The following is a 24334-nucleotide window of genomic DNA, read 5'->3' on the forward strand; positions in this document are numbered from 1 at the left end:
TTTGACCAAGTTTCTCGTAGGATAGGTTATCAATATTTGTTGAAGATGTCTCAACCTACAAACTCTAATATTAAAGATTCTGACTCTCAAAAGGTTGAAGTCGTTGTTCAGAGTCCAGAAGGAGAAGTAAATATTTTTGGAGAGCTATCAATATTAATTCTTAGAGTGAGTTTTAGTTTGTTGATGGTTCATCATGGATTGGAAAAATTAAATGATCCTGGAGGATTTGCTGAATTTGTTGTTGGTAAATATTTCAGCTTTCTGCCTGGCGATCCTGTGATTTGGACATATATGGCTGCAGTAACTCAAATACTTTGTCCAATTGGACTTGCAACAGGAGTCTTAGCAAGATTGTCTTCCTTAGGTTTGTTATCAACTATGATTTTTGCTTTGTATTTTCACTTTATAGATACTGGCTTAGAGGGATTCCCTTTCGCTGTTGTTGAAAATCACAATTACATTTTTGAATTGTCAGCTATTTATGCAGCTATATCATTTTACTTTTTGTGTGCAGGCCCTGGAAGGCTTTCACTTTTTAGAAAATCAAATAAAATCACCTATTATCCAAAAGGAACATAAGTAAAATTTTTAAATTCAAAATTTTTTTAAATGAATATTAATGTAAAAAGTGTCTTTTACCAGTGAGCACCATTTTTATACCTAATTCATTACATGCCTCAATTGAGTCTTTGTCCCTGATACTTCCGCCTGGTTGAATAATTGAACTGATACCATAGTCAGCTGCCATTTTCACAGTGTCGTCGAACGGAAAGAAACCATCACTAGCCAATACAGCTCCTTTTGTTTTATTCCCAGCAGCTTCTAATGCAAGTTTTGCTGAACCTACTCTATTCATTTGACCAGCTCCAATTCCTAAACTTTGTTCATTAGAAGCAACCGCTATTGCATTTGATCGTATATGTTTGACAATTTTCCAAGCAAAAGATAAGTCATTTATCTCGGATTCAGTAGGAATTAGTTTAGTAACATTTTTCCATTCTTTTTGATCTATGTATGGTTGATCTAAATCTTGAACTAATAAACCACCAAGTATGCTTCTTATATGATTTTTAGGGGCTTTTTGAATAGATTCAGCTTTTAGTTCTAAAAGTCTTAGATTTTTCTTTCTTGAGAGTATTTCTTTAGCATGATTATCAAAATACGGAGCAACAATACATTCAATAAATATATTTTCAAGTTCTTTCGCAGCAGTTTCATCAACGGGGCAATTAATGGCAATAATTCCGCCAAAAGCGCTTACTCTATCTCCATCTAATGCTCTTTTGATAGCTAAATAAGGAGAATCTCCTATTGCAACTCCACAAGGATTCGTATGTTTAATTACTACTGCCGCTTTTTTATATGTATTACTTTTAAAAGTATTTTCATACCCAAATTCAAGGAGAGTAGATAATGCCGCCTCCAGATCTAGTAGATTATTTGTACTTAATTCTTTTCCTTGTAATTGAGTTGCTCCACTCCATCCTGTTCCTGGCTCTCCATACCAAGTTGCCTTTTGATGTGGATTTTCACCATACCTAAGTTCTTGCTTTAATGGTAAACTTTGAAGCCAAAAAGTTTTTTGTGAATTAATTTTGTTGGCAATCCATTTGCTTATTGTCAGGTCATAAATGGCAGTATGTTCAAAAGCTTTTTGCGAATAGTATTTTCTTAATTCACTAGTTATTTTTTTTGATTTGTATGCATCTAATAAGTCTGAATATTGATTCGGATTTGTTAGAACCAGTACATCTTGATGGTTTTTTGCTGCAGCTCTGATCATTGTTGGACCACCGATATCAATATTTTCTATAGCCTCGTCCCATGAAACATTTTCTTTTGAAATGGTTTGTTCGAATGGATATAAGTTAACAACAACCAAATCTATTAGGTCGATGTTTTGTTTATTTAAATCATCTATATGAGTTTGCTTATCTCTTCTAGCCAATATTCCTCCATGAATTTTGGGATTAAGTGTTTTCACTCTTCCCTCAAGAATTTCTGGAAATCCTGTGTAATCAGCTACTCGGGTTACAGGTATATTTTCACTCTCAATTAATTTTGCAGTCCCTCCACTTGAGATAATTTTGAAGCCAAAGTCATTAACCAAGGCTTTAGCTAATGGAATTAAACCGGTTTTGTCTGAGACACTTAGGAGAGCTATGGGTGACATTTTATTGTTTGAAATCGATTCTTCTCGATAACCTACGCATCAAAGAACAATATTGCATTAATGATGACTGAACTAATCTCATTAAATTCTGAATCCGCAACAAATAGATTAGTTTTACTTCATGGTTGGGGGGCTGATGCTCAAGATTTAATACCAGTTGGCAAATGTTTAATAGAGGATTTTAAAGATCGTTTTGAAATAGTTTCCTTTTCTGCTCCTCAACCCCATCCAGGTGGATTTGGTAGGCAATGGTACCCTTTATACCCACATGATTGGGAACAAGTTCCCAATGCAGTATTAGATCTAGAAAGGCGAATAAATAATCTTTGCTATAAAAAGATACCTCTAAATAAAACATTACTATTGGGCTTTTCACAAGGCGGAGCAATGGCGCTAGAGCTTGCTACTCGAAATAAATTTGAAGGTGTCTTTCTACTGAGCTCTTATCCACATCCAACATGGCAACCTTTACAAGAAATGCCACCAGTTTTTCTTTGTCACGGTAATAATGACCAAGTCGTCCCTAAAGAAGCTTCCAAGAAAAGCTTTGATCTTTTGACGAAAAAAGGAATTAAATCGGAATTATATTTTTTTGAGGGAGGCCATGAAATAAACAATGATTTAATTGATCATTGCCGTCGAATAATTAAACAAAAATTCCTAAGCTAAACAAAAGCGTACTCGTACTCTTCGATTTCTTCCCAGTCATCAGCTGTAAGCTCTAAACCTGCAAAAATCTTATCTTCTCCAAGAAATTCAACAATAACTCTTAGAGAAGGAAAAAGAAAATGATTTTCTTCGGCATATTGGGCACTAAAGAGGCCTTTCTCTCCCCAAAAGAAGCGATCAGTAGTGTGCTCGTTTCGACGTACATTGAGTATTGCTGGGGCATATAAACCCTCTTCTGCAATAAATCGTCTGGCTGCAGTTACAGGTTTATGCTGACCTGTTCCTAAATGAAAGATAGGAACATGAGACATAACACGCTGACCTGCGAGTCTTCGTCTGCTAATTCTTTTACGCTTCTTAGACATGAAAAAACTACCTTTAATTTAGTGAGAGAGAGTTAGAGGTTTCGATGCTGTATGAGCTCTGGCTGAAGCTAGAGTTTTTTGAAGAAAATTAGAATTTAAACTGTTCTGGAAGCTATTTCTCAAATAATTAAAAGTTGACTACAGAGGTTACCCATCAATCTCTGCCGTAGTCTCAAAGTCACTCAAAGTGCTCACTTTTGAATCAAATTTGAGATAACCTCCTAAGTAGTTGTCTAAGATCTTTATTCACATCTTAATACTTTTTTCAAATTTATCAAGTTTTTGAATACTCCTTTACTCTTGTCTAAGATTGCAAAATGAATTCTACTCAGTATTCAGAACGTTTTTTGAATTTTGTTCAACAGCAATTGATGAGCTTTAACGCTGATCAAGAACTTGAACATGTTGTTGTATATGTAGCAAGATCAGGAGACGCTGGATCTCCAACTTTAGAAGTTGTAGGTCAGTGGCCCAAGTCAGAAAAAGTATTACAGCCAGTAGAAACAGATACGGCTCTTCGAACCCCATCATCTAATAGGAGATGGTATCCATTGCAAGAGGGTTCAATATTATTAGGTGTTATTCGTGCGGAAAGAATTAATTCTGAGGAAGAATGGCCTGAGATTCTTGATCAACGTTTGCAAACTCTTTCAATTGCTCTAGCCAACTCATTAGCATCTGAACTTGAGAGGAAAAGATTGTTAGATCAACTTGATGATCAAAAAGAGCAGATATCTCTAATGGTTCATCAACTTAGAAATCCATTAGCAGCACTTGGAACTTATGCAAAACTTCTTTTGAGGAAAATAGGGCCTGAAAGCGAACACGAAAATCTTTTAAAAGGACTTTTGAATGAGCAAGCTCAAGTGAATAAATATTTATCTGCCCTTGATCAACTGAGCCAAGTCAAATTACCTCAAACTGATGATGGTTCAAATAGATTACTCTTGCCTCCACTTTTGCCAACTGAGACTGCTATCAGCGTAAAAAGCTTACTAGAACCTTTGATTGAAAGAGCCAAAGCTAGAGCTAATCTGCAAGGGAGGAAATGGTTTAGTCCTTCTCAATGGCCAACATGGATGGAATCAAGATCAATTTCAGAAGGAGTTATTGCTGAAATAGTCGCCAATCTTTTGGAAAATGCATTCCGTTATAGTCCCCTTCCGTCTTCTATTGGTATAGAGGTAACAGAACAGGGTATATGTATTTGGGATGAAGGTATTCCTATTAAGCAGGAAGAAAGAGAAAAGATTTTTGAAAAAGGTTTCAGAGGTGAAAGTGGTTCAGAAATGTCTGGGAGTGGTATAGGCCTTGCCCTTGCTAGAGATTTAGCTATCCAGGTAGGAGGCAATCTAAAGTTATTGGTTAAACCAAGCCAATTTAAAAGTTCTTTACCTGCGTCAGGAAATGCTTTTGTAATTAATTTACAACCAAAATAATACTTAATAGAAACAAATAAATTGTTTCTGTTATTACTAAACTTGCTCCATAACTATCACCATTATGTCCTTCTAAATATTTATTCAATAAATATGGTATTAATAATGAAGTTATTAAACCTGACAAAATAAAATATACCAATAATAAACTTCTTGATATATTTACGCTATTTGAAAATAGAAAAAATATTATTCCTAAACAAATAATTATGAATGAAGGTATTATCTCTTTAATTAATCCGTTCCAGTGCTTTTGATGAATGGAACTTGATCCTTCTTTGAAAATATATTGATAATTTCCAATAGCAAAAATTTGGGAAATTCTCCCCCAGAATGCCGCTAAAGGAAATACAAGAGGTGCATAAAAACTTAATTTGTTTATTGTTGCTATTTGAATAATTATAATAATTACTAAACTTTGTACGCCTATTGCACCCACTCTGCTATCTTTCATTGCTTCAATTCTCTTTGATGGACCTGCACCAATTCCATCTGCAGTATCCATTAAACCGTCAAAATGAAGTCCACCCGTCACTAAGATATTAATTGCAACTGATATTAAGGCAATAGAAATATTTGGCCAATTGAAGTGACTTAATAAAAGCCAAGAAAGAGATTGTAAAAATCCAATAATAAGTCCTATTAAAGGAGCAAACCTAGCAATCCTTCTAAATTGAGGTTTAATTAATGGCAACTGAGGCAAAATTGTGTAAAACACCCATGCGCCTGCAAGATCACCCAGCCAGTTTTTAAAAATCAGAATTACAACCTCAACTGTTTATTACCTACTAAATTAGTTATATAACTAATTTAAGTTCAGGTTTTTAGAAATAATTGAAAAACCCATTGTTTGATTTTCAAATAAAAAGCAGATGTAAGTCGACATTAGCTCGTGCTTGTTCTTTTAAAACGCCAAATGGAATTGTAAATACCCCTAGATTTATGCCAGTAGGAACTTTAGGAACAGTTAAGGGAGTCTCATCAGAGCAACTTGCGAAAACAGGAGCTCAAATGATTCTTGCAAATACTTTTCATCTCCATCTTCAACCAGGAGAAAAGGTTGTTCAAGATGCTGGAGGATTACATAAATTTATGAGTTGGAGCAAGCCAATACTTACTGACTCAGGGGGGTTTCAAGTATTTAGTTTGGCAAAATTGAACAAAATTGATGATGAAGGGGTTTTGTTTCAAAGCCCCAGAGATGGTAAACAAATTTTTCTTACTCCTGAAAAAGCTATTGAAATTCAAATGGCTTTAGGTTCAGATATTGCAATGGCTTTTGATCAATGCCCCCCTTACCCAGCTAGTGAAGTAGAAGTTGAAGAGGCTTGCAAACGAACTCATATTTGGTTAGAGAGATGTATTAATTCTCACAATAAAAAAGATCAAGCAGTCTTTGGAATAGTCCAAGGTGGTTGTTTCCCACATTTGAGAGAAATAAGTTCAAAAATCGTTTCAGGATTTGATCTCCCAGGGATCGCTATAGGAGGAGTAAGTGTTGGAGAGCCTATAGAGCAAATGCATAAAATTGTAAGAGAAACCTGTCCGCTATTACCTGAGGATCGACCCAGGTATCTTATGGGGATTGGAACATTAAGAGAAATGGCTATAGCTGTTGCAAATGGTGTAGATTTTTTCGACTGTGTGATCCCTACGCGCTTGGGAAGACATGGAAGCGCTTTGGTTGATGGTCAGGTATGGAATTTAAGAAATTCACGTTTTAAAGACGATTACAGGCCACTGGATTCATCTTGCCCTTGTGAGGCTTGTACTGGTGGATATACAAGGGCATATATTCATCATTTAATTCGCAACAAAGAGTTGCTAGGTCTCACACTTTTGAGCTTGCATAATCTTACCCATTTGATCCGTTTTACAGGCGCTATGAGGCAAGCAATCCTGGACGGTTGTTTTTCAGAGGATTTCGCTCCGTGGCAGAGTGACTCTAAAGCGCGTCATACGTGGTAGCGTGCGTGCTTAATACGTCCATTATTTCTTAGGGATGGCACTGATTAATCTCGACTTACTTGCTGAACTTCCTGCTGCTTACCAGGCTTTTGCACCAACAGTGGATGTTCTTCCGCTTATACCTCTTTTCTTCTTTCTGCTTGTTTTTGTTTGGCAAGCGGCAGTTGGCTTTCGTTAAAAGCGAAGTTTTTTCTTCTGGTTCTTTTACAAATTAAGTAATCTAAGAGAAGTTCTTAACAAAATAAAACTTTTGCCCGAATTAAAACATCGGGCAAAAATTTTTTAAATAATTGATAAGTCTTATTTAAATACCTTTTTTAAGCAAAATGTCTTCGCTTGGCATTGATACAGCTTTCTCAATTAAATCAGCAAGATGTAGTGCTCTAGACGCTTGATGACCTCCAACAGCCGGTTTCTCCTTACCTCTAACGCATTGTAGAAAATGCTCCAGTTCTGCATATAGCGGCTCAATTGATGTTGTACTTACTTCTTCAATAAAACCATCGTTTCTATAAAGTAGCTCGCCGTGATCAGCTGAATACCATTCATGAGCTTTCCGATGGATGTGAATATTGTGATTTAGGAAATCTGTTTCTATAAGACTTTGTTTGCAATGAGCGCTCAAGCTTCTGATCTTTTTGTGACTCATTTTGCTTGCAGTCAGACTTGCTACAACCCCGTTTTGAAAACCCAGTGTCGCATTAACGTAATCCATAGGTCCATCTCCACTGCATCCTCCAACTGCAGCAAGTCTTATCACTTTTGAATTTGCAAGTTCAATAACTAAATCAATATCGTGAATCATTAAGTCCAATACGACTGAAACATCATTAGCTCTCTCGGGATGAGGGCTATGCCTTCTGGCTTCAAGAACTACAACTTCTTCATTAGCAACTACTTTTGTTAATTCTCTAAAAGCAGGGTTAAATCTTTCTATATGGCCAACTTGTAATAACTTTTTCGAATTGTTTGAGGCATTAATCAAAGATGAAGCTTCTTCTTTATTTGCTGCTATGGGTTTTTCAATTAACACATGTATTCCGGAGTTTAGACATTCTAGTCCTACTTCTTGGTGAAATAATGTAGGCACAGCAATACAAACAGCTTCTACTTGATGTAATAAATCCTTGTAATTTCTATACCAATTACAATTAAATTGCTCCATCGCTAATTTCCCTCGCTCTTCGTCTAAATCTGCAACTCCTACTAGTTCAGCATCTTTTAGAAGACTTAGAACTCTTGCGTGGTGCCACCCCATATTTCCAATTCCTATTACGCCAACTTTTACGGGAATAATATTTTTGTTAATTTTGGAGATGGTTTTCATATTTTTATTATTCGTAAATGAATTTTTATAAATTATTTAGGTAGGGTTATTTTTACTTTATTTATTCTTGGACCTTCCATGGAGATGATTTCAAATATGATTTCATTATGAACCAACGTTTCTCCTGTATTAGGGATTTCTTGGAGCTTTTCTAAAACAAATCCAGCAAGAGTGTAATGATCATCAGCTTCTGGAAGTTCTAGTTTAAGTTCTCTATTTAGTTCTATTACTTCTATATCACCAGAAGTAATCCAGATTTTTTTTAAGTCATCAATAGTTCTTAGCTCACATTCTTTATTATCAAATTGAATCTCATCACCAACAATTTCACCTGTTAAGTCTGCTGATGTTATTAATCCTTCAGTTCCCCCGTATTCATCAACAACTAAAAGTAGTGGGTTCCCATTCTTTATAAGCGGTAATAATTCGGCTAAAGTAGAAGTTTCTAACACACGAATAACAGGATCTATATACGGCTCTAAAGATGTGTTTGCTTGCATTTTCCCTTTAGCTATTGGATCAGCAAGTTGCCTTAAATCCAAAACCCCAAGAACATTATCAAGCGAATCATCAATTACTAAGTATCTTGCATGACGAGTTTTGTGAACTTCCTCCATCATTTGTGTGAAGGAAACCTCTCTTGGAAGGGTAACCATCCCTGACCTTGGAACCATTACTTCTCTGACTTGTGTGTCTCGAAGTGCAAAAACGCCTTCAAGTATGTTTCTTTCATCAGGTTTTAATCCTGTGACTCCACCAGTTTCAATTAATTTTTCTAGTTCTCCTGCAGAGAATGCAGCTGTTGTAAGACTTTCTGATTGAGTATTGAGTCCGAAAGATCTAAGAATTAATAAAGCAAGTCTTTCTAGTAAAGAAAGAAATGGTGACATCCATTTTATTGCTGCTTCAATTAGAGGCGATAATTTAAGGGCAGAAGTCTCTGGCTGATTAAGAACAAGTGCTTTTGGAAGTAGACCAGATATCAGAGTTGCTAAAAGTACAACACTAATAAAAAGTCCTAGATCTAAGAAATAGTTAATTGGACTACTATCCCCCCACCTTTGAAATGCAAAATTTTTGCAGATCCAACCAATTGAAATTAATGAAATAGTTATTCCTAACTCGGCTATTAAAAGGGTTCTTCTAAGCCTTTTCTGCAGCCTAATTATTGAATTGGATCCTGGTAGTCCATCTTCAACCAACCTTTGAACCTTAGTTGAACGAAGTCGCAAAATGGCAAATTGACCTGCATTAAAAAATGCTGGTATTACAAGCAATATAAAAAGAAGTAATAAACTCATTAATAATTTTTCTATGGGGGTGGCGAGGATCGAACTCGCCTAAGGCGAATTATGAGTTCGCTGCATTCACCAGATTGCTACACCCCCAAAAAAAGCAAAAATAAAACTTTTTTTGATAATAGTTAATTAGTTTGCCTAAAGTAAATATATATCTAATCCCACCAAGATGTTTAATAATTAAACTTGCATATAAAGATATGAACCCATTGAATTCTTCTTTAGATGGATTAAAAGAAAATCTTTTAACTTTATTAGCTCAAAAAGCTTATAGGTTTGGCGATTTTACTTTGGCTTCCGGGAAAAAAAGTTCTCATTATGTCAATTGCAAACCTGTTTCTCTCTCAGGTCGAGGCCTATTGTCGATAAGTTCCTTATTCCTGAGACAAATAAATGATAATGATAGCGGCGTAGCTGGTTTAACTTTGGGCGCTGACCCTCTCGTTAGTGGTGTTGTAATGTTGGCAGCTCAATCAGATATTGATTTAAGCGGTTTAATAGTAAGGAAAGAGGCTAAAGGTCACGGAACTGGAGCATGGTTAGAAGGACCTTTGCCTCCGAGGGGATCTGTGATTACGGTTCTAGAGGATGTTGTGACTACTGGTGGCTCTTCTTTAAAAGCTGTTGAAAAACTTAGAAATCAAGGTTATTTAGTTAACCAAGTATTAGCGATAGTCGACAGAGAAGAAGGAGGAAGAGATGCAATGTCTAAAGCTGATTTAGATTTGAATAGTCTTTTCTTTTTACAAGAGATTGTTGAAAGAGCTAAAAGCTTGTAATGACAGAAACTAAATCATTGATTTGGGATGAAACATTCCCTTCATTGCTTCTAAAAGGGGGTGGGACTGCTGCTTTTTTACATGGTCAAACGACTGCAGATATTTTTGCTCAGCAACAACTAGAGGAAGTCTTCTTGAGCTGTTGGTTATCAACTAAAGGAAGTTTAAAAGCTTTATTGGAAATTCGAATTTCAAATAATATGGCTGAAATAGCTATAATTTGTGGTGAAATTAATTCTATAATTGATGGATTTGAGTCAGTAATATTTCCAGCTGATAAAGTAAAGTTAGAAGTTATAGAACCAATAAGAAGAATACAAGAAATAAATAACTACCAATCTTGGAAAAAGTCAAATCCTATTTGGATATGTAATAGTAATTTAGTTCAAAATGAATTTCGTGAGTATACTAAAGTAACCAAAGAAGAGTTGGAAATATGGAAAATAAGACAAGGTATACCTAGTTTTGATAGAGAGATAAATGGAGAAACAAATCCCTATGAATTAGGTTTAGGAGATACAATAAAGCTAGATAAAGGTTGTTATTTAGGTCAAGAAGCGATTGCAAGATTTGTTAGGTCTAAATCTTTAAAATATCAACTTCGTTATTGGGAGGCTTATGGTGAAGCTGAAAATTTCAAAATTGGTAAGAAATTTTTGAATACTATTCAAGATAACGAATTGAAAAAAAAAGTAGGCGTTATTACATCTTCAATTAAAACTAAAGATAATTTTCTTTGTGGACTTGCCTTAATCAAAAATAATTTTATTAATAAGGATATTTGCTTTTCTGAAAAAGACGAATCTATAACTATGAAAAAGCCAATTTCATTTCTTCAGACTTTCTAGTCTATTAAGATATTTTTCCTCTTGATCTATTAACCACTTTGCGATCATTAAAGTAGCAATACAATCATCACGATTATATCTAAAGATTGAACTTAAATTTTTAGAGTAAATGTTATTTAATTTACGTGATTCCTTCCATTGTCTCCACCATAAAAGAGCTCTAGCTCCATCAGTATTTGATTGCTCCCATTCAAATCCTATGAATTCTGCGATTGATTTAAGTCCATAATTCTTTACAGGAAGGCACCAGTATTCTCTAATTAATAGATGTATATCAATAAATCTTTTTTTTAATGCATCAAGTTCATGAGGACTAGCCCCTTGCTGTAATCCTAGTTTTAGTAAAGATATGTGCTCTGTTTCACCGTAATGGAGTATTGGAAGATCTTTGTGATGATTTAACTTTCTCTTTATTCTTTTCCATAGTGAATTTTCTGTATCCTTTTCAAGATTAAGTAATGGTGAATATTTAATTTTTTTTAAATTTATCTCTTTATAAATATTGTTTGGTATTCGAATGAAACCATGTAAAAAATCATGTTTAATATCTGGGTCAGATTCAATATCGTAAATCAATAAACCTTTTGCTTCTTTTAGGTTATTTAGATTTTTTTCTGGGTTTAGCTTGATTGCCTTATTTCTTGATTGGGATTGCGCTTGTAAAATTAGTTGTTTGGAAATATCACCATGCTGTGTGCCAAAATTATCAAGCTTTTCCTTCAGTTTATAATGCTTGATTTTTGCTAAATCTTCTATATTTTTTATACCAATTTTGTTTAATAAAAGTTCTCTTTTTGCTCCTATTCCACTGACTTCACTTAGGTATCCTTTTTTATTAGCGACACTATCACAATCTTTTCTCCAAGAACATATAGTGCATTTTTTTCTATTAGAAGTGATTGGTGGAGGAGTTTTGGACTCAATATCTTTCTCTAGATTTAATAATGATTCTATTAATTCTGTATTCATATTATCGGTTAATCTTATCTTTTCGACTTTTATGATTTCATTTTCTTTATGGAGTATTAAACCTTTTTGGACCTGATACTTTTGTAAATTATTTATTAATAAACCTGTCATAGAAAGTATTAATCTGTGCTCTCTTGTAATTTTTTTACCTTGCCTGGCTAATACAGGTTGGTAAGAAAAACTACCCCAAATACTTTCTCCAGATGTCTTTTTTAAAATAGGTAAATTACCTTTGATAAGTCTATGTTTTATTAAAGGAAATTTAAGTCTGATTCCATAAACGATATTTTTCCCCTCTTCACAAGCTTGAATTCCTATCCCATAACTTTTTTGTGCGAGATTATGAAAGCAGTCGATTTGATGATTTAATTGAAGTGTGCTGTGAGCTGTCCACAATTTTTTTTGTTTATCACCATAGATTTCAAGCCAAGCTTTTCTTCTGCATCGAATCCAACTCCTTAAAAGGTGATCATTAATTGTCTTGGATTTATTACATTTCATACTCTCAGAATAATCTGCATTTCTTTAAGCACAAAGTTTCTCCAACATAAAAGATGAAAAAGAAAAAATTGAATCTTACTAAGGAGAAAATTTCTTTCGGCACAGATGGATGGAGAGGGATATTAGGAGTTGATTTCACATTGGAAAGATTGCTTAAAGTTGCTGCTGCTGCAGCCCAAGAGCTTGCATATGTGAAGGAGAAAAAAAATAATAAAATAATTATTGGTTTTGACCGTCGTTTTCTTGCAGAGGAGATGGCTGAGGCAGTTGCCTCTGCAGTTAGAGGAGTAGGTTTAGTACCTTTGTTGGCATCTTCTGCTCTACCAACTCCCTCTTGTAGCTGGGGAATAGTTGCAGAAAAGGCACTTGGTGGACTAGTAATCACAGCAAGTCATAACCCTTGTGAATGGTTGGGCTTGAAAATCAAAGGTCCTTTTGGAGGCTCAGTTGATAATTCTTTCACCGATTCCGTTCAAAAAAGATTGGATGCTGGAGGAATATCAATTCCAATTGAAGATGTAACAGAGAGAATTGATTTTAGAAAACAACATCTTTTAGGCATTAGTCAAAAATTTGATATGCCTTTCATTTCTAATGGTTTGAGAAAATTAGGAGTGAAAATATTTGTCGATCCAATGCATGGATCTGCTGCGGGCTGCATGTCTGAATTATTTGGCGTTGATAGTGATGACTTTATTCATGAAATAAGAACTAAAAGAGACCCATGTTTTGGCGGGAACCCACCAGAACCTATGAGGGCTTACCTATCTCAATTAATAGAAGAAGTTCAGGCTTCATTCAAAGCAGATCAGTTGTCCATGGGCTTGGTTTTTGATGGAGATGGAGATCGAATTGCGGCTATTGATGAAAAAGGTAGATTTTGCAATACACAGTTATTAATGCCTGTCCTTATAGATCATTTAGCAAGAGTTAGAAATATGGAAGGTTGTGTTGTTAAAACTGTAAGCGGATCGGACTTGATGCGATTGGTTGCGGAGGATTTGGGTAGAGAAGTGCTCGAAAAGCCCGTTGGCTTTAAATATATTGCTGAGGAAATGCTTTCAAGAGAAGTTCTCATAGGAGGAGAGGAGTCAGGCGGAGTTGGATTTGGACATCACTTGCCAGAACGCGATGCTTTGTTTACCGCTTTGCTTTTGATGGAGTCAATAGTTGCTGATGGTAAATGTTTAGGTGAGAAAATAGATTCTCTTCATGGTCGTTTTGGTAAGAGTCATTTTGATCGTATTGATTTAACTCTCAAAGATATGGAGATGAAAAGGAATTTGGAGAATTTTTTGAAAAAGAAAACTCCTTCTTCAATTGGTCATAAATCTGTTTTAGAGGTTATTTCAACTGATGGAATCAAACTTGTACTTGATAAAAGTCATTGGCTTATGTTCCGCTTTTCTGGAACAGAGCCTCTTTTAAGAATTTATTGCGAAGCTCCATCAAGTGCAGAAGTTACTTCAACTTTGTATTATGCAAAGCAACTTATAGATATTAGTTTTGGATAATCTCCCTCTAGTAATTGCTAGTGGCAATCAAGGTAAAATAGGAGAATTTAAAAAACTTTTGGATGATTTTCCATTTGATTTATTGACTCAACCTTTTGGATTTGAGATTGAGGAAACAGGAAATACATTTATGGAAAATGCAAGAATCAAGGCCATTGCTGTCAGCCAAACAACAGGTAATTTGTCTCTTGCTGACGACTCTGGGTTAAGTGTTGAGGCTCTTGGAGGGGCACCAGGTATTTATTCTTCTAGGTATGCAAATTCAGATAAGGAAAGAATTGAAAAACTATTAGCAGAGCTAAAACCTTTTCCAAATAGAAAAGCTAAATTTGAATGTGCATTATGTATAGCTAGTGGGGCAAAAGTGTTGGTAGAAGTTTCAGGCTTTTGCGAAGGTCTAATAACTTTTTCCCCGAAAGGGGAAAATGGGTTTGGTTATGATCCGATTTTTGAAGTTTCTGGATTAGGTGAGACTTATGCGGAAATGAATCACGAAAAAAAGAAGCATATTGGTCACAGGGGGAATGCATTCAAATTGCTCATACCAGAATTGAAAAAACTATTGGTTTCAATAAAAAAGTAGTTTTTGATTTCTTGAAAAACTTTTAGTTTTAATTTTCAACCCAGCTTCCGTGCAATCCATGGGGAATTGAAATAGGAACTTCGAGAATTGCTGTTTCACTCAGATCTTTAGAATCAAGGATTATTAAATCAGTTCCCGATCTAATACCATTCCAAACCAATACAACTAACCATCCATCGTCTTCTTCAGATTTTGTTTCTTGGGATGGAATAAATATTGGCTCACTTACAAAACCTCTTGGAGCAGCGCTCCAGCTGATCTCTTTATTGTTGGAAAAATCAATTTTTTTTATAGCCTGTAGTGGCCCATTTCCTTCTTTTTCTTCTGCAGTTGCCATCCAACTGAAGCGGGCCTTTAATCCTTCGAAATGAGGATTGACCATTGCAAATTCACAACATTGATTGCTTATGGTTGAACAAGTAAATGTATTTTCTATTGGATTGATTTCACTTCTTTTCAAAATTCCTTCTGGTAAAACATCAAAATCAATTTCTCTAAAATTATCCTCGGGTCCAATGCTAGGAAAATCATCATAAAAAATACTTTCAATATTGATTTTTTCATTTTCTTCCCATGCATTTAAATGATGAAACACAAAACCTTTGGGAGCATTAACTGACTTTGGAGGTTGACCAGCAAATTTGCCAGCGTCCCTTGGAATTAATAAAAATTTTGGAGTCCCATCGGGTTTGGACGCTAAGCATTGTGCGGCTCCTTTTTGTCCAAGGAGGAATGGGAGAGGATTAAAACTAATAGCATTTTGCAGAAAGATTGCCCAGTTTGGTGTTATGGCAAAATCATGCAAGAACGCAAATCCATTAAAAGAATCTTTTCTATCACTTAAAAGAGAACCTATATTTTCTCCCTCTGTGGAAAATTCCATCAATCTAATTGTGCTTTTAGGACCAGTAGACACTCCAAAAGTGACCATTCTTTGACTTTTGTGATGGCCAGGGTCAAATCTTGGATGAGCACTAAATGCCTCACCTTTTTTTAAAACTCCTTTTAAATCAGATAAACCATTGGTTTCAAGGGTATTTGGATTAAGTGAATATGGACTGGATGCTTCCCATAAAGCTAGTAGATCATCTCCAAGTTTTATTACGTGAGTATTGGCAATATTTTTTAGCCTTACATCAAAAGCATTGGCTAATACCCCTCCTTCTTTTTGAGTTCCAAATACACCTCTATATAAAAATTTTTGGGATTTTTCTTCTTCTGCCCATTCCTTTGTGCGAACAAAACGATTTGTTAGGTTTATTTTCCCATTTTCAAATTTGAAGGCAGCAATCATTCCATCTCCATCAAATGGATGATGGACCCATTTCCCACCTCTTTCTAATCTGCCTGGTCCGTTTCGATACAAGGTCCCAGAAATTTTTTTAGGAATAGATCCTTTTACCAGTTTGAGTTGAACATGATCTAATTCTTTTTCAACATTGCAATATGCACTTGACCAATCTTCTTTATTAAAGATTTTTTGCTGTGGTGACGTTTCTTTTTTTAAATAACTAACTGACACTATTTTTTCTTAGATTGGAACTTGATTTTCGCTTAAACTTCTTACTTTTGCGAGCTCAAGGTCAAAATGATTTATTTAAATATGAAGTTTTTATTGACCAGCCTGTTCAAGAACTCCTTTACTGCTTGGTATTTGACTTGATCTTCTAGGGTCAATTTCAGTAGCCATCCTAAGAGCTCTTGCAAAAGATTTGAAAGTAGCCTCAATTATGTGGTGAGTGTTATTACCCGCCAATTGTCTGATGTGGAGAGTTAACCCACCATTACCCACAACAGCACCAAAAAATTCTTTAACCAACTCGGTATCATAAGTGCCCACTTTTTGAGAAGGAATATCTAAATTAAAACTTAAATGTGGCCTACCTGAACAATCAACCACAACCTGAATAAGAGCTTCATCAAGCGGAGCTGAAAAATGACCAAAGCGCTTTATTCCAACTCGATCACCTAATGCTTTTGACAAAGCTTGTCCAATAGCAATCCCAATATCTTCATTGGTGTGATGATCGTCAATGTGAGTATCTCCATTAGCTCTTACTTCAATATCAAATAATCCATGACTAGATAATTGTTGGATCATATGGTCTAGAAAGCCAATCCCGGTATTTGCACTGCATTTACCAGAACCATCAAGATCAATTTTCACAAAAACGTCAGTTTCCTTAGTTTTCCGGCTAATCTCTCCTTCTCTGGTTTTTTTCATATTTAATTGGAAATTTGAGTTTGCTTGAAATTACATTCCATTTATGCAATAACCTGCATCCACATAAACAGTTTGTCCTGATATACCACTCGAAAGATCGCTAAGCAAGAAAGCAGCTGTATTACCCACTTCGATTTGAGTCACGGTTCTCCTTAGGGGAGCTTTTGCTTCGACGTTATGAATCATGTCAAGAATTCCTCCAATAGCTGAACTAGCGAGAGTTCTTATTGGCCCAGCACTAATAGCATTCACTCGAACCTGATTTTCAGGACCAAGTTCTTCCGAAAGATATCTAACGGATGCCTCTAAAGCTGCTTTAGCAACTCCCATTACGTTGTAGTTAGGAATCGCTCTTTCTGCTCCTAAATAAGTCAATGTCACTACGCCTGCACCTTTACTGAAAAGAGGTTTTGCATATTTGCATAATGGGGCGAGTGAGTAAGCACTAATTTCTAGGGCTCTTGAAAATCCCTCTGAAGAAGTTGCACTGTAATTACCTACCAACTCTTCTTTCCCAGCAAAGGCTAAACAGTGAACTAATCCATCAAGCTGTCCCCATTGATTTTTAATGGCTTCAAAAACTTCTTCAATTTGAGAAGAGTTTTGAACATTAAGTGGTAAGAACAGGCTTGGATTTAAAGGAGAAGTAAGTTCTTTTACTTTTGCTTCAAATCTACCTTTTTCATCGGGCAAGTATGTAATTCCCAGTTCAGCTCCAGCTGCTTTTAACTGTTGTGCAATTCCCCAGGCAATTGATCTGTTGTTTGCTATTCCTGTAACAAGGATTTTTTTGCCACTAAGATCGAGAAGCATCTTTCGGACTCATTTGGTTAGTATTACTAATTGTCCCTTATTTAGGGCTAAGACTCATAGTTAAATGAATATATAGTTAAAAGTTCTGTAATCCACTTACCCCAAAAAGTATAAGAATCATGGTTCGAACAGCCTCAACAATGCTTCCATTAGGAACTCAATTACCTGCTTTTGAGCTGGCTGTGGTTTCAGGCGTGAACCTCGCTCCGGATGATTCTTTAAAAGGTCTTAGTTATATCAGTAATTTTGAATTAACAAAAAGACCATTGTTTTTGATGGTCATATGCGCTCATTGTCCATTTGTTAAGCATGTAGAAAGTGGAATCACAAATTTATTCAATTCTTTTGGTGATGACGTTCAATTTTTGGCTATTTCTAGCAATAGCTTGAAAACTCACCCTCAAGACGCGCCAGAATTCCTAGCCGCTCAGGCCAATCAACTGGGATGGAAGTTCCCATATTTATTTGATTCTGATCAAAAATTAGCAAAGGCGCTTAAAGCCGCATGTACCCCTGATTTTTATATTTTCTGGCCGTCTCCAGATGGAGGCTCAATATTGAGATACAGGGGACAATTGGACGAAAGTCGTCCTGGCAATGAAATACCTGTTTCTGGTGATGATATTCGTCAAGCACTCAGATCATTATTCAAGGGAGAAGATATTTCAGCTAATCAAAAACCTTCTATTGGTTGCAACATCAAATGGCATCCTGGTATGGAGCCTGAGTGGTTTGGATGAATTAATGATCATCTTTTTGATCCTTCATCGTTGCACTTAATTTAAATAGTTATGCAAATACCTCCTTTTAGCCTTGAATCTCAAATTTCTGAAATTGGAGAAGAGATTGAAGAAGCTTTAATAAAGGTTTTTAGAAGTGGAAAATATATTGGAGGAGAAGAGGTAACTTCCTTCGAAAAAGCTTTTGCCTTAGCTACAGAAACTTCTTACTCAGTTAGTTGTAATAGTGGAACTGACGCATTAATTCTTGCTTTAAGATCACTCAATATTGGACAAGGTGATGAGGTGATCACCTCATCATTTAGTTTTTTTGCTACTGCAGAAGCAATTACAAGTGTTGGAGCTAGGCCGGTTTTTGTGGATATTGATCCTGAAAATTATCTTATGGATCTGGATTTAGTAGAAAAAGCAATAACTCCCAGAGCAAAAGCTATTTTGCCTGTTCATTTATTTGGTCATCCACTAGATATGGATAAAATAATGGCAATTGCTGAAAGAAATAATCTAAAGGTTGTAGAGGATTGTGCGCAAGCGGCTGGTGCACATTGGCGAGGTAAACCCGTAGGAAGCTATGGGGATGTAGGTTGTTTTAGTTTTTTCCCTACTAAAAACTTAGGTGCAGCAGGAGATGGAGGAGCTATAACTACTAATGATTTTGATTTGGCAAAAACAATTAGGGAATTAGCTATTCATGGGATGCCAAAGAGATATTTTCATACAAATATTGGATATAATAGTAGACTTGATTCATTACAAGCTGCAATCTTAAATGTTAAGTTATCTCGATTAAATAAATGGATCGAGCAAAGAAAATCAATAGCATTTAATTATATAAATGAGTTATCGACTATCGAGTCAATTAAATTACCATCTAATAGTTTTATTGATAATTCTAGTCATTCTTGGAATCAATTTGCAATAAGGATAACGGACAATTCTTTTGTTAAAAATTTAAAATTCTCTTCAGAGGATGTTCCTGATAGTCTAAGTAGAGATCTATTTAAATCCGAACTTCAAGGGCATGGAGTAAATACAATAATTTATTACCCAATACCAATACATCTTCAACCTGCATATAAAATATTAGGGTATAAAGAAGGGTCTCTTCCTATTACTGAGAAAGTATGCAGTCAGGTTATTAGCCTACCTATCTTCCCCGAGTTAAAATCTATTGAGCAATCATATGTAATTGATAAAATAAAGGAAATATTTAAAATATAATCTATTTAATATTTGAATATAATTCTTTGAATATTGATGTTTGATTTTTATGGTTTATTATGGGTTTCGGATAGCCATTCCTCTCTGCTAAAATTATTTCACCTGAAAGTAAATTAGACGTTGATATGTGTGATAACTCCGGAATCCATTTCCGGATATAATTACCATCTTCGTCGAATTTAGAAGCTTGTCTAAAAGGATTAAATATTCTCATAGGTTTTGGATCCATTCCACTGCTAGCACTCCATTGCCAACCTCCATTGTTTGATGCTAAGTCACCATCAACTAAGCTTTTCATGAAGAAAAGTTCACCCAATCGCCAATCAATTAAAAGGTCTTTTACTAGAAAAGAAGCAACAATCATTCTACATCGATTATGCATCCATCCAGAATCTTTAAGTTGTCTCATTGCAGCATCGACTATTGGGATACCGGTCAATCCATTCTCCCAAGCATCCAGCCAAGCAGGTTTATTTTGCCATGGAAAATTTAACCATTTTTTCCTATATGGACCTTTCTCAAGCTCTGGGAAATTAATGAGGGCATTTTGATAAAACTCCCTCCAAGAAAGTTCCTTTATCCATGTATCAATAGAATTTATTTGATATTCGTCAGTCGCCATGTTTTTTGATTTTTGAGCCCCATTCCATACTGCCCTGCAACTTATTGTCCCTAAACTTAAAGCAGCACTAAGATTAGAGGTTGATTCTAAAGATGGAATATCTCTTGCTTGATTATATGAATTTATCACTTTTGAATTTATGAAAAAGTTTAATTGCTTTATTGATTCAGACTCTCCTGGTTTGCAAGGACAAAGATTAGTACCCTTAAATCTATTTGAAGAAAGTAAATCACAAATATATTTACTTTCTTTTGTAATGCAATAGTTTAAATCTGAGTTTTTAATTAATGATAATTCTCTCTTATTTAGACCTCGAAAATTTTCAGGTGTTCTTAAGATTTGGATTGAATTATTATTTGCTATGTTAGTCTTATTGATTATATTAATCCATTTACGATAAAAAGGTCCATACACTTTGTAAGGTTCATCGTTGTTTGTTTTGATATTAACTGGATTAACAAGTAATTGATCTAAAAATGTATATACTTTTCTTTTCTCCTTTAAAAGTAGTTTTGTAATTAGTTTGTCTCTATTGATTTCATAGGGCTCAATATTTTCGTTCCAGTAAATACATTCAGCTTTAATTAAGTCCGCTAATTTAGAAATTAATTTAATAGGATCTCCATTCAATATTAATAAACGACTTCCTCTCTTTTCCCAATTCTTTTGGAGTTCTAAAAGACTTTCGCCCAAAAACCAATTTTTTGCTTCAGATGTAGTTCTATTGATATCTAAAAGATTGGGATCTAAAATATAAACTCCTATGAGCTCTTTTGAATTATTAGATGCATGAAATAGACCTATATTATCTTCAATTCTTAAATCTCTTCTATGCCAAAATATTGATCGAAACTGTGTCATTTTTTATTCAAGATTTGGCATGCTCTGAACCATGCAGTAATGGTTTTTCCATCAAGGTATTCTTCTCCACTTGCAATAATGTCGTTTAACTTTTCGGGAGAAATTTTTAATACTTCAATATCTTCATCTGCATCGCCCTCAGGCTTCTGATTAAGTTTAGTTAAACCTCTTGCAAGAAAAAGATGAATTGTTTCGTCTGAATATCCTGGGCAAGGAAGCATTTCTCCAAGATTGTCCCATCTTTGGGCTGAGTAACCACTTTCTTCTTGGACTTCTCTTTTGATCGATTCCAGTGGGCTTTCTCCTGCTTCTAATGTTCCTGCTGGAAATTCAAGAATTCTTCTCGAGCAAGCAAATCTGTATTGACGAAGAATAACAACTTCTCCGGAATCTGTTATTGGTACTGCTAATGCAGCTCCTGGATGCCGAATGACCCCAAATTCACCCTCCATTGAATTGGGTAAAAGAAATTTATTAATTTCAAAACGAATTTTTTTTGCATCAAGACAAGCTTTTGTCTCAATAATTTCTGAGGGTTCAGGTCCTGGAATAGACATACATTTTTTTATATTCATATAGGATGACTGATTTTTTTAGAAAAGGTAGGTGATTTTTGTTATGAGTTTTATTCAGGCCAAATGTTTTGAGAATTGATACGTTTTGGTTTCCCTTGAGACTTTGATAAAATCTCTGCAAGGGGAATTAAAACAAAGTTTCTTTCACTTAATCTTGGATGAGGCAAAATAAGAGTTTCTGAATTTATGTGCAGTTCCCCCCAAGAAATGAAGTCAATATCTAAAGATCTTGGCCCCCAAGAAATTCCTGCTTTTTTTCTGTCCCTACCTGCAATTCTTTCTAATTCTAAAAATTTTTCCATCAAACAGATAGCTGCTTTTTTGTTTGGGGTTACTGAGGCAAAATCCTCTCCCTCAACCATAAGTACGGTATTAATAAAGTTTGGTTGATCAACTGGACCCCCTAAAGGAGCAGTCTCAAATAGAGGTGCCCATTGAAAAGATAAAGACTTATCAATATTTTGGGAATCGATTTTTCGGCAATTTAAAGCAACATTCCACTCAATTATGCTTTGTTCTATTTGCGGCCTCATGACAGCGATTGTTCTTATGGGATCTCCAAGAATGCCAGGGATATTTGCGCCTATTGAGATGACGAGTTTCAATTCTGTTTTTTGTTTTGCATAAGTCATGCGAATATTAAAAGACTTTTAAAAATTTGCTTGATTTATCCAACCCTATGGTTTCCAGTGGATTGAATAACAACAAGATGTCTTCTGCTTCAAAAGACACTGCTGTCATGGATAGAGCTAATCGTTCTTTCCCGTTGGCTGCAATTACAGGCCATGGAACTTTAAAGCTTGCTTTAATGCTCGCTGCAGTTGATCCAGGCTTGGGAGGAGTGATAATTGCTGGTGGTCGTGGTACTGGTAAATCTGTTTTAGCTAGAGGGTTACATGCGCTTCTACCTCCTATTGAAATAATTGATTTAGAAAAATTAGCTAATAATAATCATGATGATGATTCATTTATTTATCCAGCAGGTAGAAATTTAGATCCTTCTTTTTCAGGGGAGTGGGATGATTTGACTAAAAAGCTATTTACAAAAAATATAGGAAGCCTGGAAAATACTAATGACTTAGAAAATATCCCTAAAAAAGTTATTCCTGCTCCTTTTATTCAGGTTCCCTTAGGAGTAACCGAGGATAGACTTGTTGGGGCTGTAGATGTTGCTGCTTCATTATCAAGTGGAACTTCAGTATTTCAGCCAGGGTTATTGGCTGAAGCACATAGAGGAGTTTTGTACATAGACGAATTGAATTTGCTAGATGATGGCATTGTTAATCTCCTTTTAGCTTCAGTTGGTGCAGGTGAAAATAGAGTCGAACGAGAAGGATTAAGCCTAAGTCACCCATGTCGTCCTCTTTTGATTGCCACTTACAACCCTGAAGAGGGGGCATTGAGGGACCATCTTCTGGATAGATTTGCAATTGTGCTGTCTGCAGATCAATTAATTACAAATGAACAAAGAGTTGAAATAACGCAGTCTGCCATTGCACATGGTCAATCTAGTGAAGCTTTTGCTAAAAAATGGTCTGAAGATACAGAATCCCTATCAACGCAATTACTTTTGGCGAGGCAATGGCTCCCAGATGTTCAAATCAGTGCGGATCAAATCCAATACTTAGTTACAGAAGCCATTCGGGGAGGTGTAGAGGGACACAGGTCAGAGCTCTATGCAGTAAGAGTTGCAAAGGCTCATGCTGCTTTATGTGGTAGAGATTCAGTGGACGCAGAAGATTTAAAGGCTGCAGTAAGACTTGTAATTGCTCCAAGGGCTATGCAAATGCCTTCAGAAGAAGAAATGGAACCCCCAGCCCCAGAAGATCAGCAGCCACCGCCACCGCCGCCTGAAGACTCTGAAGACAATAATGAACAAGAAGAAGAACAAGAAGAAGATCAAGAAGAGGAGCAAGATGAAGAATCATCACCTCCAATCCCGGAGGAGTTTATGCTTGATCCAGAAGCATGTGCTGTTGATCCAGATTTGTTGCTGTTTTCATCCACTAAATCAAAGAGTGGAAATAGCGGAAGTCGATCAGCTGTTTTAAGTGATAACCGAGGAAGATACGTAAAACCAATTCTTCCTAGAGGCCCTGTTAAAAGGATTGCAGTAGATGCGACTTTAAGAGCTGCGGCTCCTTATCAAAAAGCTAGAAGAGAGAGAGAACCCAATAGGAAAGTTATAGTTGAAGAAGGAGATTTGCGTGCAAAATTATTGCAGCGTAAAGCAGGTGCTCTAGTGATTTTTTTAGTTGATGCAAGTGGTTCAATGGCTCTCAATAGAATGCAAAGTGCAAAGGGAGCTGTTATTCGTTTGCTAACCGAAGCTTATGAAAATAGAGATGAAGTTTCTCTTATCCCTTTCCGTGGAGATCAAGCAGAAGTTTTACTTCCTCCAACAAGATCTATTACTGCTGCCAAAAGAAGACTTGAGGCAATGCCATGTGGGGGTGGATCTCCACTTGCTCATGGTTTGACTCAAGCTGCAAGAGTTGGCGCAAATGCTTTAGCAACAGGAGATCTAGGACAGGTGGTTGTTGTGGCAATTACTGATGGGAGAGGGAATGTTCCATTAAGCACTTCATTAGGTCAACCCGTTCTAGAGGGAGAACAACCTCCTGATTTGAAACAAGAAGTTCTTGATGTTGCATCGCGCTATCGCTCACTTGGTATTAAATTGCTGGTTATTGATACAGAACGGAAGTTTATTGCAAGTGGTATGGGTAAAGATTTAGCTGAAGCTTCTGGAGGGAAATATGTTCAATTACCTAAGGCGAGTGATCAGGCAATTGCATCAATTGCTATGGAAGCAATAAATAGTGTCAGCTGAAACTTCGGTTTC

Annotated in this window: 24 protein-coding genes and 1 tRNA gene; 12 read left to right on the plus strand and 13 right to left on the minus strand. The window is 35.7% G+C overall.

Features of this window, described 5'->3' with window-relative positions:
* The first annotated feature begins 45 nt into the window (after positions 1-45).
* Entirely contained in the window at positions 46-579 is a 534-nt protein-coding gene (locus AC6EJB_RS09575; protein ID WP_498491222.1) for a DoxX family protein, read from the plus strand.
* Between the two features lie 37 nt (positions 580-616).
* Here AC6EJB_RS09575 and purH read toward each other — a convergent pair whose 3' ends face one another.
* On the minus strand, positions 617-2173 hold the full coding sequence (gene purH, locus AC6EJB_RS09580) for a bifunctional phosphoribosylaminoimidazolecarboxamide formyltransferase/IMP cyclohydrolase (RefSeq protein WP_498491224.1): 1557 nt from the start codon (positions 2171-2173) through the stop codon (positions 617-619).
* Positions 2174-2233: 60 nt separating this feature from the next.
* On the opposite strand from purH, the gene AC6EJB_RS09585 reads away from it, so the two are divergent.
* The gene (locus AC6EJB_RS09585) at positions 2234-2842 is read left to right on the plus strand and encodes an alpha/beta hydrolase (RefSeq protein ID WP_498491226.1); all 609 of its coding nucleotides are present in this window, start codon (positions 2234-2236) and stop codon (positions 2840-2842) included.
* On the opposite strand, the gene AC6EJB_RS09590 is transcribed toward AC6EJB_RS09585, so the two are convergent.
* Positions 2839-3207: a DUF3155 domain-containing protein gene (locus tag AC6EJB_RS09590; RefSeq protein ID WP_011294267.1), complete on the minus strand. Its 369-nt coding sequence runs from the start codon at positions 3205-3207 to the stop codon at positions 2839-2841. The two genes, AC6EJB_RS09585 and AC6EJB_RS09590, sit on opposite strands and share 4 nt — an antisense overlap.
* 317 nt (positions 3208-3524) lie before the next feature.
* On the opposite strand from AC6EJB_RS09590, the gene AC6EJB_RS09595 reads away from it, so the two are divergent.
* Complete coding sequence (locus tag AC6EJB_RS09595) at positions 3525-4646, plus strand: sensor histidine kinase (protein WP_498491227.1); 1122 nt, start codon at positions 3525-3527, stop codon at positions 4644-4646.
* Here AC6EJB_RS09595 and AC6EJB_RS09600 read toward each other — a convergent pair.
* Positions 4627-5409, minus strand: coding sequence for an adenosylcobinamide-GDP ribazoletransferase (locus AC6EJB_RS09600; RefSeq protein WP_498493030.1), 783 nt, complete (start codon positions 5407-5409; stop codon positions 4627-4629). The two genes, AC6EJB_RS09595 and AC6EJB_RS09600, sit on opposite strands and share 20 nt — an antisense overlap.
* Positions 5410-5492: 83 nt before the next feature.
* On the opposite strand from AC6EJB_RS09600, the gene tgt reads away from it, so the two are divergent.
* Both tgt and AC6EJB_RS09610 read left to right on the plus strand, forming a co-directional pair.
* Positions 5493-6614: a tRNA guanosine(34) transglycosylase Tgt gene (tgt, locus tag AC6EJB_RS09605; RefSeq protein ID WP_498493032.1), complete on the plus strand. Its 1122-nt coding sequence runs from the start codon at positions 5493-5495 to the stop codon at positions 6612-6614.
* 34 nt (positions 6615-6648) lie between these two features.
* The gene (locus AC6EJB_RS09610) at positions 6649-6792 is read left to right on the plus strand and encodes a photosystem II reaction center protein K (protein WP_498491228.1); all 144 of its coding nucleotides are present in this window, start codon (positions 6649-6651) and stop codon (positions 6790-6792) included.
* Between the two features lie 126 nt (positions 6793-6918).
* On the opposite strand, the gene AC6EJB_RS09615 is transcribed toward AC6EJB_RS09610, so the two are convergent.
* The 3 genes from AC6EJB_RS09615 to AC6EJB_RS09625 form a co-directional block, all read right to left on the minus strand.
* On the minus strand, positions 6919-7941 hold the full coding sequence (locus AC6EJB_RS09615; protein WP_498491229.1) for a Gfo/Idh/MocA family oxidoreductase: 1023 nt from the start codon (positions 7939-7941) through the stop codon (positions 6919-6921).
* A 32-nt stretch (positions 7942-7973) separates the two neighbouring features.
* Positions 7974-9242 (minus strand): hemolysin family protein, encoded by a 1269-nt coding sequence (locus tag AC6EJB_RS09620; protein ID WP_498491230.1) that lies wholly within the window; start codon positions 9240-9242, stop codon positions 7974-7976.
* Between the two features lie 14 nt (positions 9243-9256).
* Positions 9257-9329 (minus strand) — tRNA-Ile (locus AC6EJB_RS09625).
* Positions 9330-9439: 110 nt separating this feature from the next.
* Between AC6EJB_RS09625 and pyrE the strand changes: the two genes are divergently transcribed.
* Together pyrE and ygfZ are read left to right on the plus strand one after the other, a co-directional pair.
* Positions 9440-10018, plus strand: a complete 579-nt coding sequence (pyrE, locus tag AC6EJB_RS09630) for an orotate phosphoribosyltransferase (protein ID WP_498491231.1) — start codon at positions 9440-9442, stop codon at positions 10016-10018.
* A complete protein-coding gene (gene ygfZ / locus AC6EJB_RS09635; RefSeq protein WP_498491232.1) occupies positions 10018-10866 on the plus strand; it encodes a CAF17-like 4Fe-4S cluster assembly/insertion protein YgfZ in 849 nt (282 codons plus the stop codon). Before pyrE ends, ygfZ begins: the two co-directional genes overlap by 1 nt.
* On the opposite strand, the gene AC6EJB_RS09640 is transcribed toward ygfZ, so the two are convergent.
* A complete protein-coding gene (locus AC6EJB_RS09640) occupies positions 10846-12336 on the minus strand; it encodes a TM0106 family RecB-like putative nuclease (protein WP_498491233.1) in 1491 nt (496 codons plus the stop codon). The two genes, ygfZ and AC6EJB_RS09640, sit on opposite strands and share 21 nt — an antisense overlap.
* 53 nt (positions 12337-12389) lie before the next feature.
* On the opposite strand from AC6EJB_RS09640, the gene AC6EJB_RS09645 reads away from it, so the two are divergent.
* Together AC6EJB_RS09645 and rdgB are read left to right on the plus strand one after the other, a co-directional pair.
* Positions 12390-13850, plus strand: coding sequence for a phosphoglucomutase/phosphomannomutase family protein (locus AC6EJB_RS09645; RefSeq protein WP_498491234.1), 1461 nt, complete (start codon positions 12390-12392; stop codon positions 13848-13850).
* Positions 13843-14433, plus strand: coding sequence for an RdgB/HAM1 family non-canonical purine NTP pyrophosphatase (gene rdgB, locus AC6EJB_RS09650; protein WP_498491235.1), 591 nt, complete (start codon positions 13843-13845; stop codon positions 14431-14433). Before AC6EJB_RS09645 ends, rdgB begins: the two co-directional genes overlap by 8 nt.
* 28 nt (positions 14434-14461) lie before the next feature.
* Here the strand turns inward: rdgB and AC6EJB_RS09655 are convergent, their stop codons facing one another.
* The 3 genes from AC6EJB_RS09655 to fabI all read right to left on the minus strand — a co-directional run bounded on the left by AC6EJB_RS09655 (position 14462) and on the right by fabI (position 17470).
* On the minus strand, positions 14462-15955 hold the full coding sequence (locus tag AC6EJB_RS09655) for a carotenoid oxygenase family protein (RefSeq protein WP_498491236.1): 1494 nt from the start codon (positions 15953-15955) through the stop codon (positions 14462-14464).
* 90 nt (positions 15956-16045) lie between these two features.
* The gene (hisB, locus tag AC6EJB_RS09660) at positions 16046-16657 is read right to left on the minus strand and encodes an imidazoleglycerol-phosphate dehydratase HisB (protein WP_498491237.1); all 612 of its coding nucleotides are present in this window, start codon (positions 16655-16657) and stop codon (positions 16046-16048) included.
* A 30-nt stretch (positions 16658-16687) separates the two neighbouring features.
* Positions 16688-17470, minus strand: coding sequence for an enoyl-ACP reductase FabI (fabI, locus tag AC6EJB_RS09665; protein ID WP_498491239.1), 783 nt, complete (start codon positions 17468-17470; stop codon positions 16688-16690).
* A gap of 119 nt (positions 17471-17589) precedes the next feature.
* Here fabI and AC6EJB_RS09670 point away from each other — a divergent pair, with 119 nt between their 5' ends.
* Both AC6EJB_RS09670 and AC6EJB_RS09675 read left to right on the plus strand, forming a co-directional pair.
* On the plus strand, positions 17590-18210 hold the full coding sequence (locus tag AC6EJB_RS09670) for a thioredoxin family protein (RefSeq protein ID WP_498491241.1): 621 nt from the start codon (positions 17590-17592) through the stop codon (positions 18208-18210).
* Positions 18211-18261: 51 nt separating this feature from the next.
* The gene (locus AC6EJB_RS09675; RefSeq protein WP_498491243.1) at positions 18262-19431 is read left to right on the plus strand and encodes a DegT/DnrJ/EryC1/StrS family aminotransferase; all 1170 of its coding nucleotides are present in this window, start codon (positions 18262-18264) and stop codon (positions 19429-19431) included.
* Position 19432: 1 nt separating this feature from the next.
* On the opposite strand, the gene AC6EJB_RS09680 is transcribed toward AC6EJB_RS09675, so the two are convergent.
* The 3 genes from AC6EJB_RS09680 to folK form a co-directional block, all read right to left on the minus strand.
* Positions 19433-20914: a cryptochrome/photolyase family protein gene (locus tag AC6EJB_RS09680; protein ID WP_498491245.1), complete on the minus strand. Its 1482-nt coding sequence runs from the start codon at positions 20912-20914 to the stop codon at positions 19433-19435.
* Entirely contained in the window at positions 20911-21471 is a 561-nt protein-coding gene (locus AC6EJB_RS09685; protein ID WP_498493034.1) for an NUDIX hydrolase, read from the minus strand. The genes AC6EJB_RS09680 and AC6EJB_RS09685 overlap by 4 nt, the downstream gene beginning before the upstream one ends.
* 68 nt (positions 21472-21539) lie before the next feature.
* Positions 21540-22121, minus strand: a complete 582-nt coding sequence (gene folK, locus AC6EJB_RS09690) for a 2-amino-4-hydroxy-6-hydroxymethyldihydropteridine diphosphokinase (protein ID WP_498491246.1) — start codon at positions 22119-22121, stop codon at positions 21540-21542.
* A 47-nt stretch (positions 22122-22168) separates the two neighbouring features.
* Here folK and bchD point away from each other — a divergent pair, with 47 nt between their 5' ends.
* Positions 22169-24322, plus strand: coding sequence for a magnesium chelatase ATPase subunit D (gene bchD, locus AC6EJB_RS09695; RefSeq protein WP_498491247.1), 2154 nt, complete (start codon positions 22169-22171; stop codon positions 24320-24322).
* Positions 24323-24334 lie beyond the last annotated feature (12 nt).

Source organism: Prochlorococcus sp. G4PB17 (assembly GCF_059772445.1).

What these genes read in the sequence shown, in the direction of transcription:
- AC6EJB_RS09615 (WP_498491229.1), bottom strand. Translation starts at nt 7,941, where the DNA reads ATGAAAACCATCTCCAAAATTAACAAAAATATTATTCCCGTAAAAGTT.
- ygfZ (WP_498491232.1), top strand. Translation starts at nt 10,018, where the DNA reads ATGACAGAAACTAAATCATTGATTTGGGATGAAACATTCCCTTCATTG.
- AC6EJB_RS09610 (WP_498491228.1), top strand. Translation starts at nt 6,649, where the DNA reads ATGGCACTGATTAATCTCGACTTACTTGCTGAACTTCCTGCTGCTTAC.
- AC6EJB_RS09585 (WP_498491226.1), top strand. Translation starts at nt 2,234, where the DNA reads ATGATGACTGAACTAATCTCATTAAATTCTGAATCCGCAACAAATAGA.
- AC6EJB_RS09620 (WP_498491230.1), bottom strand. Translation starts at nt 9,242, where the DNA reads ATGAGTTTATTACTTCTTTTTATATTGCTTGTAATACCAGCATTTTTT.
- AC6EJB_RS09575 (WP_498491222.1), top strand. Translation starts at nt 46, where the DNA reads ATGTCTCAACCTACAAACTCTAATATTAAAGATTCTGACTCTCAAAAG.
- hisB (WP_498491237.1), bottom strand. Translation starts at nt 16,657, where the DNA reads ATGAAAAAAACCAGAGAAGGAGAGATTAGCCGGAAAACTAAGGAAACT.
- AC6EJB_RS09680 (WP_498491245.1), bottom strand. Translation starts at nt 20,914, where the DNA reads ATGACACAGTTTCGATCAATATTTTGGCATAGAAGAGATTTAAGAATT.
- AC6EJB_RS09645 (WP_498491234.1), top strand. Translation starts at nt 12,390, where the DNA reads ATGAAAAAGAAAAAATTGAATCTTACTAAGGAGAAAATTTCTTTCGGC.
- pyrE (WP_498491231.1), top strand. Translation starts at nt 9,440, where the DNA reads ATGAACCCATTGAATTCTTCTTTAGATGGATTAAAAGAAAATCTTTTA.
- folK (WP_498491246.1), bottom strand. Translation starts at nt 22,121, where the DNA reads ATGACTTATGCAAAACAAAAAACAGAATTGAAACTCGTCATCTCAATA.
- AC6EJB_RS09675 (WP_498491243.1), top strand. Translation starts at nt 18,262, where the DNA reads ATGCAAATACCTCCTTTTAGCCTTGAATCTCAAATTTCTGAAATTGGA.
- bchD (WP_498491247.1), top strand. Translation starts at nt 22,169, where the DNA reads ATGGTTTCCAGTGGATTGAATAACAACAAGATGTCTTCTGCTTCAAAA.
- AC6EJB_RS09670 (WP_498491241.1), top strand. Translation starts at nt 17,590, where the DNA reads ATGGTTCGAACAGCCTCAACAATGCTTCCATTAGGAACTCAATTACCT.
- AC6EJB_RS09595 (WP_498491227.1), top strand. Translation starts at nt 3,525, where the DNA reads ATGAATTCTACTCAGTATTCAGAACGTTTTTTGAATTTTGTTCAACAG.
- AC6EJB_RS09640 (WP_498491233.1), bottom strand. Translation starts at nt 12,336, where the DNA reads ATGAAATGTAATAAATCCAAGACAATTAATGATCACCTTTTAAGGAGT.
- fabI (WP_498491239.1), bottom strand. Translation starts at nt 17,470, where the DNA reads ATGCTTCTCGATCTTAGTGGCAAAAAAATCCTTGTTACAGGAATAGCA.
- AC6EJB_RS09685 (WP_498493034.1), bottom strand. Translation starts at nt 21,471, where the DNA reads ATGTCTATTCCAGGACCTGAACCCTCAGAAATTATTGAGACAAAAGCT.
- purH (WP_498491224.1), bottom strand. Translation starts at nt 2,173, where the DNA reads ATGTCACCCATAGCTCTCCTAAGTGTCTCAGACAAAACCGGTTTAATT.
- AC6EJB_RS09590 (WP_011294267.1), bottom strand. Translation starts at nt 3,207, where the DNA reads ATGTCTAAGAAGCGTAAAAGAATTAGCAGACGAAGACTCGCAGGTCAG.